This is a genomic window from Vibrio sp. Vb1554, from assembly GCF_033344235.1.
Genome location: NZ_JAWPOJ010000001.1, coordinates 337,327 through 352,840, shown reverse-complemented (window position 1 = coordinate 352,840; position 15,514 = coordinate 337,327). Strand labels below are relative to the sequence as shown.

Sequence of the window (15,514 nt, the reverse complement as noted above, 5' to 3'; positions counted from 1 at the left end):
TAGTCTTTGAACTTCAGAAGTGACCAAACTTCGCGCACAAAAAAGGCCGCTAAAGAGCAGCCTTCATCACTTCTACTTGGAATCATCGCCTTTCATCGCTTAAACCACACCGCCAGCACCGAGCATAGAACGCTCACTGTTCTCCACCAGCAACGCGGTTGCGGTTTGTTTCAGTGTTTCCCATTCTTGGTCTTCGACAAAAATACCATTTTGCCAAGAGGCTTGTTGCGTGTTGCTTAACTCATCGCCTTCAATGTGAATGGTGTATCCCTGTGCGCTTTTCTCGATATCGAAATCGTTCACAGAGAGTTCGATAACCATACTATGCAAATCCGTATCATGCCCATCAAACTGATCCGAGAAAAAGACTTCTGGCGCGATTCGTCCGCGGTTTAACACATAAAGCGTTCGCTTGGGACTAGAGCCATTGACCCATTGTGCGCGACACGCGATGCCTTTCGCAGAGAGCTTCAACAACTCACTGAAACCCAACCAACGGTTATGACACTGCTTCAACGTAATGGTAATCGACTTACGGTTAATCATTTTCTCAAGCGCGAAATCCAACACAGCGGGTAAATGACACGCTACACTCCCGTTATGCAGTTCTACCTCTATGCTTGACGGCGTAATGTTGGTCACCGATACGGCGCAGTCTGAATCTAACCCAAGAAATAGACTGGCGTTATTAAAATGACGAACTCCATGTAAGCCAACCATTTGCAAGTCCGCCACCATGTTCGCAATGACATCCGCCTCACCACAGTGACGGCGCATGCCAAGAAATGCCTTATTAACCGCGGCCACCAATTCGTTGTGAGAGACGATCATAATGCAAATCCTCCGTTGATTTTTTGATTGTCACTTTGCGCAATTTCGTCACGCGGCGGCATGCTAGGGAAAATCCATGTGTCTGCCAGTTTAGGGTCGTGAATTTCATCTAACAACGGCGCACCTTGGAAGAAAGTTACTCGAACCCAACGATCCGAGCGCGGATCAAACTTAGTCGCACCAAAGATCGCCAATTTACAGCGCAGTAAGTGCATTGGTAACGCATCTTTACGCAGCACATTCATTTGAATATCCCCCATCGCACGGTTGCCTAACGTCCATACGCGACGTGTGATCGAACGATAAGCCGGTTTTTGCAATAGAAACTCTGCTACGGACATTTCTACATCACAGTCAAGCAAGGCCTGGTACAAGCGATTCACTTGTCTGCCGATATCAAGCGGCAGTTCTTTTTCTTCTCCAGCCTCTTCCCCGCGAACACCAAGCCTTGGCTCTTCTTTGTCTTGTGAGCGATACCAGAACCAATAATTGTTCTCGGCCAGTGAGTAATCCGCATCAATCGCCCAGCGGTACTTGCTTTGCAACACTTCCAGTAAATCTTGGATCTTTTTCCCGCCCGGAATAGATAACGTTTCATCCGTATTCATTTGGCTAGCAAATTCATCCACTAAAGATGGGTAGAGTTCGATCAAGCAAGAGGTGAGGATTTCTTGGGCTTCCACACTCATTGTTTTCTTATGCTCGACCAAACTCGCCCAGTTCGGATGTAATGCCATTAACGTTGTTAGCTCCGATAGCAGTTGTTTGATGTCTGCTATCGCTTGATGATTGAGCCTGTCTTGATGTTCATTAATGGTGATGACTTGCTCTAAATGACGCTGTGCTTTTTGCAGCAATCCTTGCAAAGGAGCATGGAACGACGCTTCACACGGCATCGCAAAGACTCGCGCTACCGCACGTTCGCGAGAAGTCATCCATTGGTCAACAATACACGGGTGATTAATCAAGTATGGAGCCATGCCTAAGCCAGTAGCATTACCGACACCAAGGTAGCGCTGCAAGCCACGATGCAAAGCCACCGCGTTGTCGCCACCTTGTTGAAGTGCCAGATAGTGCACCCAATCTAGGCTGAATTCACGCAACATATATACGGCACACATTTGCGCACTAAAAGACTGGCTGAAATCTGAGTTGTTCTCTAACAGTTTGAAATCGGCGATACCAAACTTTCCGTTACCATAAACAGCTGTGGTACGCAGGATATAACCCACTTCCGCTAATTCTTTCGGCTCAGGCTGCTCGCCTTGAGAAAGCGCGCTAACAATGTGCTCAAACACGCGCACACTTTTATTTGCGCGAGCAAGAACAAGTACGTTGTTTGGATTACGTCCCGCTTCTTGCAGCGGTACATTTTCTCGCAATCTTTCCAACAAAGTAACATCAACATCGCCTTGAACCAGTGCAAATGTGACGTCCCACTTTTCAGCAATTACGCGATCATTACGCTCGTCGTCGGCAATTTCATCACAGAATACCACCAAATGATAAACGTGCTCTGGCGTGGTCAATTTGTAAATCACATGACCATAACCACGAGGACAAAGCTGCCACTCATGCTTGGTTACTTGCCAGTTTTGGCTTGCCATATTACGAATCAGACTGCGAACAAAGCTGATTCGGTTTTGGTGCATTGCGCCAAGCCTTTCGGCTGCCATGACAATCGCTGCATCGCGCATAGTTGCTTCCGTATAAGTAGAACGATGTGCATCCATTTTGCTCACCACCTATTTGTTATTGTAAGAATACTAGGGTTTGTGCGGACGCAGGAGGAAAACACCCGCACAAGCTCCACGTTGTTTGAATTGGATAATTGTTATAGCCCTTGCTCTTTCGCCATTTTGATTGCAATTTGTGGCGCATTCCAAAGTGACGGTAACAGAATCAACGAAACCGGAACCGCGGTAATCACAATGAAAGATTGCAGAGCAGAGATGCCGCCAGAGCCAAGGGAAATTAGGATCAATGCCGTCACACCCATCATTACTCCCCAGAAGGTACGGATGATCGCATTCGGCTCCGTTTCACCACTGATCACGACACTGATTGTGTAGGTCATTGAGTCGCCCGTCGTGACGATGAAGATCGTGGTTAAAATCAGAAATAGAATTGAAGTCAGCATTGGCATTGGTAGTTGCTGAGTCACTGCAAGCAAAGCACCTGGCAAGTTAAAGCCCTCAAACGCCGCACTCACGCTACCCGGTTCAGCAATTTCAAACGCAAGGCCTGAGCCGCCCACAATCGTGAACCAAAAACAGGTGGTTAACGGAGCCACAATGCTGATGGTGGAAATGACTTGGCGAATAGTGCGACCACGGGAAATACGCGCAATAAAGATTGCCATCATCGGACCATAACCCAGGAACCAGCCCCAGAAAAATACTGTCCACCAACTTAGCCAACCTTCGTCACCGCGATAGGTCGCCATTGGGATAAAGTTATCTAGCATGCTCCCTACACCTTGAATGTATCCGTTAAAGATAAAATTCGTAGGGCCAAAAAACAGGATGTAAACCATCAATGCCATTGCCAGAATCACGTTGTAACGACTAAGCAGTTGCATGCCTCGACTTAATCCACTGAGTGCTGACAAGGTGTAAAGAGCAATCGCAAACAAGATGATGATAAGCTGAGTGGTAAAGCCATCAGGAATATCAAACAGCGCATTTAACGCGTAGCTAACCTGCAAGCCTAGAAACCCAATTGGCCCGATGGTGCCTGCGGCTACCGCGATAATGCAGCACGCGTCAATCAATGCACCGAGTTGGCCTTTAAGTGCTCGTTCGCCCAAGACTGGGTAAAGCAAAATACGGGGTTTTAGTGGTAAACCTTTGTCGTAATGCAGGTGCATCACCACGATGGAAGTTAAGCTACCTACAATCGCCCAAGCCAGAAAGCCCCAGTGCATAAAGGATTGCGACAACGCATTCACCGCACCTTGCTGCGGGTTATCTTGCGCGCCGTACAAAGGGGGTGGGCTAACATAGTGTGCGATAGGCTCAGCCGCGGCCCAGAAAACGCCACCACCAGCCAACAAGGTACAGAAAATAATCGCCATCCAGCGGAAAGAATCCATTTCTGGTTTAGCAATCCCGCCCAACATCACCTTGCCTGTTCGCCCTGCAGCCAAGCCAAGACCAATAAGAAAAGTGAGAAGCAGCAGTAACTGCCAGTAAGGACCAAACACCTGAACTGCCCAGCCAAAGCCAGCGTTAACGATCGTAGATAACAACTCGCCGTCATAAAGTGCAATAGCAACGAACAACGCGATAAAACCACCGCTATACCAAAAGGCCGGGTTATTCAGTCCCAATTTGTCCGTCGTGTTTTCTGTTGTTGATGTGTTGTGTGTTGCTTTTGACTTGCCCGATGACACGCTCATCGTGGAAGCTTTCATGCTATTGGTTAAATCAGACATACTCTGGCTCCAGAGGTTCTTTGCAGCAGCCAAAGACTGGCTACAAATGTGAGTTTTACGCCTGCCGTATTGTTATTATGTGGACAGGCGGTTCCTACTTTGGGGAATGCTATGAAATAGGCTCTAATCCTTCTTTAAGGAAGTTGAACCAGTTTTCACCCAATATTTTTCCAGCCTCAGATTCACTGAATCCGTGACCCATTAATCCGTTGTAGATGTTCTCCATCCCTGCGCTGCCGCAGAACCATGGCAGCGCATCTGGCCATCCCGAGTTACTTGCTGAACCTTCGCCGTAATCCATCGCTTTTGACCAACGACCGTTGCGCATCCACTCCAACACTTGTTGCGGCTGATTTAGGCACAAATCGCTACCGATACCTAAATGGTCAACGCCAAACATGTCTGCGGTTTTCGCAACCATCTGGCAGAAATCATCCAGCGTGCACTGGCTGCCATTTGGTAAATGGAACGGATATAAACTGAATCCAATCAAACCACCGCGCTCCGTCAGTGCTTTGATCACGGTGTTGGACTTGTTGCGCAGTGCGTCATGCGCAAACGTCGGGTTAGCATGGCTGATACAAATTGGACGCGAAGAAAGATCGATGGCTTCCAACGTCGAACGCTCCGCACTGTGGGACATATCAATGATCATCCCGACTCGGTTCATCTCTTCAATCGCTTGTTTACCAAAGCGAGTTACGCCGGAATCGTTTTGTTCGTAACAACCTGTCGCCAGTAAGCTTTGGTTGTTGTAGGTCAGTTGCATGATCAGCAGACCTTGGCGGCGCATCACTTCAATCAGGCCAATTTCATCATCAATCGGTGAGCAATTCTGCGCGCCGAAGAAGATTCCGACTTTACCTTCTGCTTTGGCTTTTTCTACATCTGCCATTGAATAAATAGGCATGATGAGGTCCGCATTTTGCTCGAAGCGCAAGTTCCACTCAGCAAAACGCGTCAAGGTTTCGCGCGCAGTTTCGTGGTAGACGATGGTGGCATGAACGGCGGTAATGCCACTCGCCTTAAGTGTTTGGAAATACTCTCGATCCCAATTGCAGTACTGCAATCCGTCAATCACAATCCGTTGTTGGTACATAACCACTCCTTAAACAATTTCTTAGCCTTTTCGTGCGGGCAACTGACACCATCAGTTACCCTGCCGATCTTAGTAAGGACGCTGATAAGCGGTTTTCACTACGGTGTAGAACTCTTTGGCGTACTGACCTTGCTCACGAGGACCAAAGCTAGATTCTTTACGACCACCAAATGGAACGTGATAATCTGTACCCGCAGTTGGCAAGTTAACCATGACGCAGCCCGTTTGGACTTGCTGTTTGAAGATCGCGCTATTGCGCAAGCTTTGCGTGATAATGCCGCCTGTCAGGCCAAAGCGCGTATCGTTCGCGACTGCAATTGCCTCATCCAGATCAGAAACGCGAATCACGCTCGCCATTGGCGCAAAGACTTCTTCTTGGTTCACTTCCCAGCCATTCTGTGTATTTAAAAACAGAGTTGGTGACATGTAGTAACCGTCATGCTCTAGGCTCAGACGCTCACCACCGAAAGCCAGCTCCGCGCCTGCTTGGCGTGCGTTTTCGATCCACTCAAAGTTCGCATTCAGCTGGTTACCATCAACCACAGGGCCCATGAACACGCCCTCTTCCAGTGCGTGACCCACTTTAAGTTCGCTCATGCGTTTGATTAGCGCTTCAACATACGCGTCGTGAATTCCGTCCATAACCACAAGACGAGAAGACGCGGTGCACTTTTGACCTGCACCCGAGAATGAGCCTGCGATTGTTGCTTCGACAGCAATCTGAATGTCTGCATCATCTGCCACTACGAGCGCATTTTTGCTACCCATCTCTAGCTGACAACGCACAAAATTTGGTGCTGTTGCCGCTGCAACTTTGCGGCCAGTGTCCACAGAACCAGTGAAGCTAACGCCGTTCACATCCTTCGAATTGATAAGGGTATTACCGACTTGCGAACCGCTACCCAAAACGAGGTTAAACGTGCCAGCAGGTAAACCTTGGCGATGGATAATCTCTGTCAGCGCAACGGCACTTGCTGGGGTTAGGTTGGCAGGCTTCCAGACGACGCTGTTGCCAAACGCAAGTGCTGGCGCGATTTTCCAAGCCGCTGTTGCTGTTGGAAAGTTCCAAGGAGAGATAATGGCGATAACGCCGACGGCTTCGCGAGTAACTTCAACGGAGACACCTGGACGGACGGAAGCAGCGTTATCGCCAATTTGACGCAGTACCTCAGCAGCAAAGTATTGGAAGAATTGGCCAGCACGGTAAATCTCACCTCGACCTTCAGCAAATGGCTTACCTTCTTCACGCGAAAGCAAGGTACCCAATTCGTCACATCGTGCAATGAGCTCATCACCAATCGCTTGCAGCACTGCTTGTTTGCGCTCGATTGGTGTTTTTTCCCACTCTGGCTGCGCTGATTTAGCCGCTTGAATCGCTTGCTCTACTTGCGACACACTCGCTTGTGCGAAATCGCCAATGTTTTCGCTGATATCAGAAGGGTTAATATTGGCGATGGTGTCCATGCCCGATTGCCACTCACCCGCTATATAGAGGGATTTTTCTGCTTGAACATTGTTAATAAAAGTCATGGTTCTTTCCTTGTTCTTCCGATTTGTGATGGCAAGCCACCCACTCACTGATCTCTAATTGTTCTTATTGGATTTATTCTGGTTGGCTTGCCGACGCGTAGACGACAAACTCCACCAACATCTCTTCTCGCGCTAACCCTGCAACCACCATGGCGGCACGATTTGGGTACGGCGCTTCAAAATATTCCGCGTACACTTGGTTAACGGTCTTTAAGTATTCTCTGTCGGTCACGTAAATCAGGACCTGTAATACCGAGTCCAAAGATTCCCCTGCACACTCCAGGGTGTGAATGAGATTGTTAAAGGTTTGACGTGTTTGTGCTTCGATACCGCCTTCCACAACCGCGCCTGTGTCATCAATAGGAATTTGAGCCGTATACAGGGTTCCGTTGTTGACTATCGCCCATTCAAGCGGCGCTTTAGAAGCAAATAGACTGGTTTTAACTGGGTGTTTTTTAGTAGGAGTATTCACGTGCCTTTCAACCTTTGTAACAGCTTTGTTTCAATATGGTTAAATGATGCACATTGACAGGCGATAAATCTAACGCTAAATTTTTGACATTTGATAAAATAAACTTATCACTCTGTTTAAAATAACGTAAATAAAGGGATTAAGAGGCATTAGGGATGAGTATTAAGCTTCAACAATTAATGCATTTTGTGATGGTAGTCGAGGAAGGAGGCTTTCGAGCCGCTTCACATCGTGCAAATCGTTCTCAGGCGGCACTGTCCACATCGATAAAAGAGCTTGAAAAAATTCTAGGGCAAACGCTGTTTGAACCCGGAAACAAAACCAAATTGACCCCGTTTGGTGAAATTTGTCTGCCCAAAGTGGTTCAGTTTCTCAATATCTACAGTGCACTAGACAACGATCTCAAAGCAGCCGCTGCCGGACAGCAAGGGAGAGTGCGAATTGCGAGCGTTCCTTCTGTTGCAGCGAAGCTCATTCCTAGCGTGTTGGGCGCCTTTTGCGAACAGTATCCAAATGTAGAAGTAAGCTTGATAGACGATAATGCCGCTGGCGTCGAGGCTCGCCTACTCTCCGGTGAGGTCGACTTAGCGCTCGGTAACCCCTCTCACCTCGATGAGGGCGGCATTGACTTTACGCCGCTGTTAGCCGATCCAATAGGCGTGGTGTGTTTAAAGGACAACCCTATTGCGAGTCATCCAGAAGGAATCGAGTGGCAAACTTTGTTGGAACAACCCTTTATCCGTAACGGCACTTGTACACTTCTCGATCCAACCCCAGCAAGAGCTCTGAGTCAGCAAGCGCTCTATTCAGTCGAAAATATTACTTCGCTGTTTTCTGTCTTAGAACTTGGGATTGGTGTCACGACCCTACCGAAGCTTGCTTTCCCAACCAATGAAACACGCTTGGTTTGGATTCCGCTTATCGATCCACCACTTGAAAGGCAAATTGGTATATTTACGTTAACCGATCGCACGATCTCGCCTCAAGCTAAAGCATTTCACGATCTTTGTGTGCATTATTTAAACTATCAAAAAGAAGATAAATAATGGTTCGATTAACATGCGGATAATTAAAAGCCTCCATATTCAGAGTGGAGGCTAATTTGTATTTGTGTATTCGCTTCGTTCTATTTTTTGCGACGATTTCGGTTCTTATACACCACGCAAAAGTTACCACGCTTGGTACGACACTTTGAGCAACGTTCACAATCTACTGGTGCGCGATTGCCTTCTTTCCAACGTTTTATCAACTGTGGCTCAGCCAATAAAGGGCGTGACACAGCAAAAAATTGGATATCTGTGTTTTCTGCAATTTTCTCAATCGCATCAATGTCGCTCAGCCCGCCGACAGTAATCACCGGTATGCTAACGTCCTGGCTGATCACGTGACCATATTCGTGAAAGTAACCTTCTTCTTGTAGTGTGTAACCATCGAACGTTTGACCAACAAGTTCGTTTGCTTTGCCGTGAACATTGCCAGATACGATGATCGCATCAACGCCTACTTCTTCAAGTTTCTTACAGACGACGCGAGTTTCATCGAACGTTAAACCGCCGTCAAAGAACTCAGTTGCCGTCAGTTTAACGAGGATGGGAAATTCGCTTCCAACCAGCTTTCTGGTTTCAGAATAAATTTCTAAAAGAAAGCGCATGCGATTTTCTAAGCTACCACCATATTCGTCTTCGCGACGATTATAGTACGGGCTTAAAAACTGGTTAATTAAATAAGTGTGCGCCGCATGAATCTCTACGCCGTCAAAACCAGCGTCTTGAGCACGTTTACTCGCCAATGCGAATGCCTTTACGATGTAGTCGATTTCGTCCTTTGTCATCGCTTTGCCTTGCGTATTTGTACCACGCTCAGGCACGTCACTCGGAGCGAAGATGACACGCTCACCGACGTTATGGATGGTTTTGGTGCCACCGTAAGCAATTTGCATCACGATTTTAGAATCTAGTTGATGTACTAGCTCTGTTAGCTTTTTGTATTCTTCAATAAAAGAGTCGTTGTAGATCCCCATCATACCTGCGTTGGGTTTCTCTTCTTCAACGATATTGGCATAACCCGTGACAATAAGCCCAACTTCCCCTTTCGCAAGCGTTTCGTAAATATCGTAAAGCTTTGCCGTCATGTGACCATCTTCGGTCGCCATGTTCTCCCACGTTGCGCTTCGCACAAAACGGTTCTTTAGGGTCATGTTGCCAATGCGGGCTTCGGAAAACAAAATGCTCAAAACCAGTCCTCTTAAAGTTGTCTTTATGTTTTATCTTTTCGCAAGTAAACAAGAACGAAAAAGGAACAGCGATACACGATGTATGGCTGTTCCTTCTCTGAATCCTTGAGACCTGCAAACTACAGGCGCACCTTAATGCCTCGGAGACGACAAAACTTTAATCTGGGTTAAGGTTTAGTGAGTTTTTAGATTATGTAAATGGATGATTCTTAATCGTGTTCATTTCACTGGAGTTAAGATGCTTCGTCACCCACTTTCAGTCGTAAAGCTTTTGTATTTCGCTAGCTGGTGATTCAACTCAAACATTCACATTGTTAGTTTGTATGCTGCTATCGGAACTAGCACTACCCCAAATGTTTACATTACAAACTATCGATATTGAATTCTCATATGGCAAATAGAGTTATTGCGCTGTTTATACTTTTTGGCTTAATCGTCGCTATCTCTTGGCATTATTACGCGTCAGCGGAAACACGCGACCCACTATGTTTTACACACTGGTTGTTTTTGCTTTTAGATATGAATACGTGATAGTGAAGCTAGAGGAGGAACAGGAAAAACAAAGGACAATAGAAAGTTAAATGACCTTACTTCTAGGTAAGGCCATTCATGCATTCAGCAGCAAAAGATATTGGCGCTTAGCAAACGCTTAGGTTTGGTTGTTACAGAGCTAGAGGAATCAACTCGACACCAAGCACACCACTAATCCCCATCACCACTAGCAGTGAGACTTTAAACACCGACTTTGACCAAGCGATGTAGTTGTTGTCATCAATGCTGCGAAAGGTCACTTTCGTCCACATAAAGCAAACAACCGCTGCAACCGCTAAGTATTCATACCCGGCTTCACCTAGTAAAAATAACCCCAATGATGCTGCTCCAAACGCCACGACATACGCTTTCATGTGTCGATGCGCTTTATGAATGCCTTCTTTAACTGGCAATACGGGAATCCCGGCTTCTCGGTAGTCTTGCATGCGGAACATGGCAATGGCATACGAGTGCGGCATTTGCCAGAGACAGAACATGGTAAAGAGTAAAATCGCTTCCAAGCTAATGAAGTTTGTTACCGCCAAGTAACCCACCAATGGCGGAACTGCGCCTGAGATACTTCCCACTAAGGTTCCATACACCGAGTTACGTTTGTACCACATCGTGTAAAAGAACACGTAATACACGTAGCCAAGCAACACGACGACAGCGGATAGTGGGTTTACTCGGATAAATAACAGTGCGGTTCCTACCAGCAATAATGCAAGTGCATAAACAAACGCAATATCGATATTGATGTTGCCTTTCACTGTTTCACGATTTCGTGTACGTGCCATCTTTTGGTCGATATCACGATCGAAAATATTATTCACCACACAACCTGAAGCGATGACTAACCCAACACCAACTAACGTCGTAACGAACAACATTAGACTGGCTGGTTCTGTTTTTGCGGCGAGGAAGAACCCCGCCGCAACAGAAATCAGGTTGCCGAAAATAATGCCCGGTTTAGTGATAGACAAATAACTTTTCAGCATACCTTGGCCTACAACTTCATGTTGACGTTCATGTTGTAGATGATCCATACCGAGCCAGCGATAAGGATAAGTACAACAATGGCGGTAAACATCAGTGATACAAGGTTCCAACGTCCGTCGGATGTTTTTGTTTCCATGTGCAAGAAGTATTTAAAGTGAACAAATATCTGCACTAATGCACATCCAAATAGAATCGCATAGGCCGTTGTATCTGGTAATGATTTCGTCCAAACAAAGTAGAACGGAATTACCGTCAGAATCAGTGAGGCAATAAAGCCTTTCACGTAATCTGACGAACTGGTTTCTACATGTTGATCCATTACATTACCCCCAGTAAGTAAACGATGGTAAAGACACAAATCCAAACGATATCTAGAAAGTGCCAGAATAGGCTTAAGCAGTTAAAGCGCATTGACATATTGTCGTTCAGACCTTTCGTCGACAGTTGATGATACGTTACCGCTAACCAAATCAGACCAAAGGTTACGTGCAGGCCGTGCGTACCAACCAACGTAAAGAATGCCGATAGGAATGCACTTGTTTGTGGCCCATAGCCTTCTTCAATCAGGTGATGGAACTCATAGACCTCCATACAGATAAAGCCAAGACCAAGCGCGAACGTGACTAACATCCAACGTTTGAGACCAGCAACGTTGTTGCGCTTCATCGCGATAATGCCAAAACCAAATGTGATACTGCTAAACAGCAGTAGCATGGTTTCGACAAACACAAATGGGAGTTCGAAAATGTCTTTACCTGTTGGGCCCGCAATTGAATTGCTCGACAACACAGCGTATGTCGCGAACAAGGTCGCAAACAGTACACAGTCACTCATCAGGTAAACCCAGAAGCCAAATAGCTTGTTGCCATTCGTGTCATGGTGGTGATCATGGTCGTGATGTGCTGCGATATTAGTTTGCATACGTCACCTCCAGATCATCTTTACTTTCGCTGTCTTTCACTGAGTTTTTCTTCGCTTCTTCAAGCTGAGCTCGACGTTCGGCCTCAATTGCTTTGATCTCTTCAACTTCCACGTAGTAATCCACATCATCGTTATAGCTATGCTGAATACACGTCACGATAATACCGACCAAACTTGCCGCCGCTAGCCACCAGATGTACCAAATCATGCCGAAGCCAAATAGGAGCGACCAAGCCGACACGTAGATGCCTGTTGCCGTGTTTTTTGGCATATGAATACGTTCGTATTCCACTTCTTTATTTGGATCGAACTCGCCACTTTGTTTCTGGTACCAGAAGGCATCCAGCACATCACCTTTTGGTAGGTGCGCAAAGTTGTAGAACGGCGGTGGAGACGATGTTGCCCACTCAAGAGTACGACCACCCCACGGGTCACCAGTTAGATCACGGTTTTGCTCGCGGTCACGGATACTCACGTAAATTTGGATGAACTGAGACAATACGCCCAGCGCAATCACAACCGTACCTGCTGCGGCAATCGACAACAGTGGGAAGTATTCTGGGTTGATGTCTTGGCTTAAACGACGAGTCATCCCCATGAAGCCCAGCGCGTAAAGCGGTAAGAACGCCATTAAGAAACCAATAATCCAAAGATAGAACGCGCGTTTGCCCCAAGTTTCATTCATGGTGAAACCGGTCGCTTTCGGGAACCAGTAAGTGATCGCAGCGAAACATCCAAACACCACACCACCGATGATAACGTTGTGGAAGTGAGCGATAAGGAATACTGAGTTATGCAGAACGAAATCTGCGCCCGGAACAGCCATTAGTACGCCCGTCATACCACCAACAGTAAAGGTGATAAGGAAGCCCACCGTCCACATCATTGGCGTCGTAAAGCGGATGCGGCCTTTGTACATCGTGAATAGCCAGTTGAAGATCTTCACCCCAGTTGGGATAGAAATGATCATCGTGGCAATACCGAAGAAGGCATTTACGTTCGCGCCAGACCCCATCGTAAAGAAGTGGTGTAGCCAAACGACAAAGGCAAGAATCGTGATAACTACGGTAGCCCAAACTAGCGATGTGTAACCGAACAACTTTTTACGTGAGAAGGTTGCGGTGACTTCTGAGAACACACCAAAAATTGGCAAAATCAAGATGTACACTTCTGGGTGACCCCAAGCCCAAATCAGGTTGACGTACATCATTACGTTGCCGCCAAGATCATTGGTAAAGAAGTGCATGCCTAGGTATCTATCCAGCGTAAGCAGAGCGATAGTCACCGTTAGGATTGGGAATGAAATGATGATCAAAATGTTTGCACACAGAGACGCCCAAGTGAAAACTGGCATCTTCATCATTGGCATAGACGGTGTACGCATACGCAAAATGGTCGCGAAGAAGTTCACGCCTGTTAACGTCGTACCAACACCTGATATCTGCAGCGCCCAAATCCAATAGTCGACCCCGACTCCTGGGCTAGCCTCAATACCTGAAAGCGGCGGATACGCCAACCAGCCGGTACGACCAAATTCACCTAAGCCGAGAGACATGTTTGTTAGGATGACACCTACAACAAACAGCCAGAAGCTCAAGTTATTCAGATACGGGAAAGCTACGTCACGCGCACCAATCTGCAGTGGCACGATGATGTTCATCAGACCAATGACCAATGGCATCGCTACGAAGAAGATCATGATCACGCCATGGGCAGTAAAAATTTGATCGTAGTGATGCGGTGGTAAGTAACCTGCTTCACCCGCAGAAGAAAGGAGTTGCTGACTACGCATCATGACTGCGTCAGCAAAACCACGAACAAGCATCACCATCGCTACTGCGATGTACATGAAGCCAAGTTTTTTATGGTCTACTGAAGTAAACCATTCATTCCACAAATATTGCCACTTTCCGGCTTTGGTCACCGCGTAAACTACGGCTAAACCAACCAGCGCCACAACCGCTAGGGTGATGACGATAATAGGTTCGTGGAATGGAACTGAATCAAGAGTTAATCTTCCAAACATTACGATTATCCTTGGTTTTCAGGCAAACAGTTCATTGAACCAGGATGCTGAGTCACAACGTCGGTGAACAAGAACGGAGGAACGCTAGAGAACAAAGTGACTGGCTCTGCGATACTTGGCGCTGCCAGTGAGCTGTATTGCTCCCAATCTTCAATACGATCAGGGCTCGCCTTCACTTTCTGCACCCAATTTAGGAACGCAGCACGATCAGACATTGCTGAAGCTGTGAACTTCATTTGCGAAAAGCCTTCGCCGCTGTAGTTCGATGCAAAACCCTTGTAGTCACCTTCGTGGTTCGCTATCAGGTTGAGCTTGGTTACCATGCCTGGCATCGCGTAGATCTGTGTACCTAAGCGAGGGATGAAAAAAGCGTTCATGATGTTGTCCGAAGTCAGTTTGAACTGCACTGGCACGTCTTTCGGGAACGCCACATAGTTCACCGTCGCAATGTTTTCTTCTGGATAAATGAACAACCATTTCCAATCGAGTGACACCACTTCGATGGTCATTGGTTTAACATCACTTTCCAAAGGTTTGGATGGCTCTAGTTCATGAGTCGAACGCCATGTGATCGTCGCAAGAATCGCAATGATGATGATTGGAATTGTCCATACCACCACTTCGATTTTGGTCGAGTGTGACCACTCGGGTGCGTACTCTTCTTCAGTGTTAGAGGCGCGGTATCGGTAAGCGAAGTAAATCGTCATTAAAATCACAGGGATTACAACGATCAACATCAGCAAAAGAGCAGTAATAATTAACTCTTTTTCTTGCACACCAATGGCACCTTTGGGGTCAAGTAAAGCTGAATTACATCCTGAGAGCATAAGTATGACGGACGCCAAACTTCCCCTCGACAAGATGCGTTTATATCTTGAGGCTTCCATTAACTTTCTCGATGGTTGTCTGGTTTCAAAGCAGATGCCAATCAAAGTAAATAAAAGCTCACAAATAGCGCAGAGGTAATGTATGAGAACAAGAAAAAACTTCGATAAGTAGTTATTCTACTTACAATTTTTCAACTTCGTCATCAAGCATTTAACCAGCTAGAATGAACCGTTATTTGCTACGATACGATTGGTATCAAGCCAAGAACCAGTTGTTATAGTCATTAGAATGTTTATGTGTTGAGCATGAGTAACGTCGGGCTCAGAGCGAAACAAAACGGAATTGAGTGGAGATCAAAACCACACTCTTAGTGTGAGTTTATTGTTACACTTTGAAACACTATGTTACATTTGGCGCATTATGAGGAGTAAAAAGTTAAAGCTCATTAGCCACAACTGGAAACTAACCTTCCATTAATGGAAGTTACACACTTTAAATCGAATATTAACCTCAACACGAATTTCTCGTGCTTCAACAATTAATTATTTAAAAACAAATAGTTGAAACTTAAAATTGATGAGACTGACTATCAACTTCATTTACGCAGA

At 46.4% G+C, this 15,514-nt stretch carries 13 protein-coding genes; 1 reads left to right on the top strand and 12 read right to left on the bottom strand.

Annotated features, from left to right (window positions below; all coding sequences use genetic code 11):
- Positions 1-99 precede the first annotated feature (99 nt).
- From R8N28_RS01535 to R8N28_RS01510, 6 genes are all read right to left on the bottom strand, one after another.
- The gene (locus R8N28_RS01535) at positions 100-831 is read right to left on the bottom strand and encodes a DUF3726 domain-containing protein (protein ID WP_042521073.1); all 732 of its coding nucleotides are present in this window, start codon (positions 829-831) and stop codon (positions 100-102) included.
- A complete protein-coding gene (locus R8N28_RS01530) occupies positions 828-2,564 on the bottom strand; it encodes a hypothetical protein (RefSeq protein ID WP_042521075.1) in 1,737 nt (578 codons plus the stop codon). Before R8N28_RS01530 ends, R8N28_RS01535 begins: the two co-directional genes overlap by 4 nt.
- Before the next feature lie 101 nt (positions 2,565-2,665).
- Positions 2,666-4,267 carry a BCCT family transporter gene (locus tag R8N28_RS01525; RefSeq protein ID WP_005390956.1) on the bottom strand — a complete coding sequence of 534 codons (1,602 nt, stop codon included), beginning with the start codon at positions 4,265-4,267 and terminating at the stop codon, positions 2,666-2,668.
- A gap of 109 nt (positions 4,268-4,376) precedes the next feature.
- Entirely contained in the window at positions 4,377-5,366 is a 990-nt protein-coding gene (locus tag R8N28_RS01520) for a membrane dipeptidase (RefSeq protein WP_005388594.1), read from the bottom strand.
- Positions 5,367-5,435: 69 nt separating this feature from the next.
- Entirely contained in the window at positions 5,436-6,896 is a 1,461-nt protein-coding gene (locus R8N28_RS01515) for an aldehyde dehydrogenase family protein (protein ID WP_042521079.1), read from the bottom strand.
- A 73-nt stretch (positions 6,897-6,969) separates the two neighbouring features.
- Positions 6,970-7,368, bottom strand: a complete 399-nt coding sequence (locus R8N28_RS01510; RefSeq protein ID WP_005375789.1) for a RidA family protein — start codon at positions 7,366-7,368, stop codon at positions 6,970-6,972.
- Between the two features lie 155 nt (positions 7,369-7,523).
- On the opposite strand from R8N28_RS01510, the gene R8N28_RS01505 reads away from it, so the two are divergent.
- A complete protein-coding gene (locus R8N28_RS01505; protein ID WP_005375788.1) occupies positions 7,524-8,414 on the top strand; it encodes a LysR family transcriptional regulator in 891 nt (296 codons plus the stop codon).
- 80 nt (positions 8,415-8,494) lie between these two features.
- Here the strand turns inward: R8N28_RS01505 and R8N28_RS01500 are convergent, their stop codons facing one another.
- The 6 genes from R8N28_RS01500 to cyoA all read right to left on the bottom strand — a co-directional run bounded on the left by R8N28_RS01500 (position 8,495) and on the right by cyoA (position 14,965).
- Complete coding sequence (locus tag R8N28_RS01500) at positions 8,495-9,601, bottom strand: NADH:flavin oxidoreductase (protein WP_065275370.1); 1,107 nt, start codon at positions 9,599-9,601, stop codon at positions 8,495-8,497.
- Between the two features lie 662 nt (positions 9,602-10,263).
- On the bottom strand, positions 10,264-11,178 hold the full coding sequence (cyoE, locus tag R8N28_RS01495) for a heme o synthase (RefSeq protein WP_033906955.1): 915 nt from the start codon (positions 11,176-11,178) through the stop codon (positions 10,264-10,266).
- Positions 11,139-11,450 carry a cytochrome o ubiquinol oxidase subunit IV gene (gene cyoD, locus R8N28_RS01490; RefSeq protein WP_033906954.1) on the bottom strand — a complete coding sequence of 104 codons (312 nt, stop codon included), beginning with the start codon at positions 11,448-11,450 and terminating at the stop codon, positions 11,139-11,141. Before cyoD ends, cyoE begins: the two co-directional genes overlap by 40 nt.
- Positions 11,450-12,052 (bottom strand): cytochrome o ubiquinol oxidase subunit III, encoded by a 603-nt coding sequence (gene cyoC / locus R8N28_RS01485; RefSeq protein WP_065275371.1) that lies wholly within the window; start codon positions 12,050-12,052, stop codon positions 11,450-11,452. Before cyoC ends, cyoD begins: the two co-directional genes overlap by 1 nt.
- The gene (gene cyoB, locus R8N28_RS01480) at positions 12,042-14,078 is read right to left on the bottom strand and encodes a cytochrome o ubiquinol oxidase subunit I (RefSeq protein WP_033906952.1); all 2,037 of its coding nucleotides are present in this window, start codon (positions 14,076-14,078) and stop codon (positions 12,042-12,044) included. Before cyoB ends, cyoC begins: the two co-directional genes overlap by 11 nt.
- A gap of 5 nt (positions 14,079-14,083) precedes the next feature.
- Positions 14,084-14,965 carry a ubiquinol oxidase subunit II gene (gene cyoA / locus R8N28_RS01475; RefSeq protein ID WP_005388604.1) on the bottom strand — a complete coding sequence of 294 codons (882 nt, stop codon included), beginning with the start codon at positions 14,963-14,965 and terminating at the stop codon, positions 14,084-14,086.
- Between the last annotated feature and the right edge of the window lie 549 nt (positions 14,966-15,514).

Coding starts and splice junctions, on each gene's coding strand:
- R8N28_RS01535 (WP_042521073.1), bottom strand. CDS start 831: ATGATCGTCTCTCACAACGAATTGGTGGCCGCGGTTAATAAGGCATTT.
- R8N28_RS01530 (WP_042521075.1), bottom strand. CDS start 2,564: ATGGATGCACATCGTTCTACTTATACGGAAGCAACTATGCGCGATGCA.
- R8N28_RS01525 (WP_005390956.1), bottom strand. CDS start 4,267: ATGTCTGATTTAACCAATAGCATGAAAGCTTCCACGATGAGCGTGTCA.
- R8N28_RS01520 (WP_005388594.1), bottom strand. CDS start 5,366: ATGTACCAACAACGGATTGTGATTGACGGATTGCAGTACTGCAATTGG.
- R8N28_RS01515 (WP_042521079.1), bottom strand. CDS start 6,896: ATGACTTTTATTAACAATGTTCAAGCAGAAAAATCCCTCTATATAGCG.
- R8N28_RS01505 (WP_005375788.1), top strand. CDS start 7,524: ATGAGTATTAAGCTTCAACAATTAATGCATTTTGTGATGGTAGTCGAG.
- cyoE (WP_033906955.1), bottom strand. CDS start 11,178: ATGGATCATCTACAACATGAACGTCAACATGAAGTTGTAGGCCAAGGT.
- cyoD (WP_033906954.1), bottom strand. CDS start 11,450: ATGGATCAACATGTAGAAACCAGTTCGTCAGATTACGTGAAAGGCTTT.
- cyoC (WP_065275371.1), bottom strand. CDS start 12,052: ATGCAAACTAATATCGCAGCACATCACGACCATGATCACCACCATGAC.
- cyoB (WP_033906952.1), bottom strand. CDS start 14,078: ATGTTTGGAAGATTAACTCTTGATTCAGTTCCATTCCACGAACCTATT.
- cyoA (WP_005388604.1), bottom strand. CDS start 14,965: ATGGAAGCCTCAAGATATAAACGCATCTTGTCGAGGGGAAGTTTGGCG.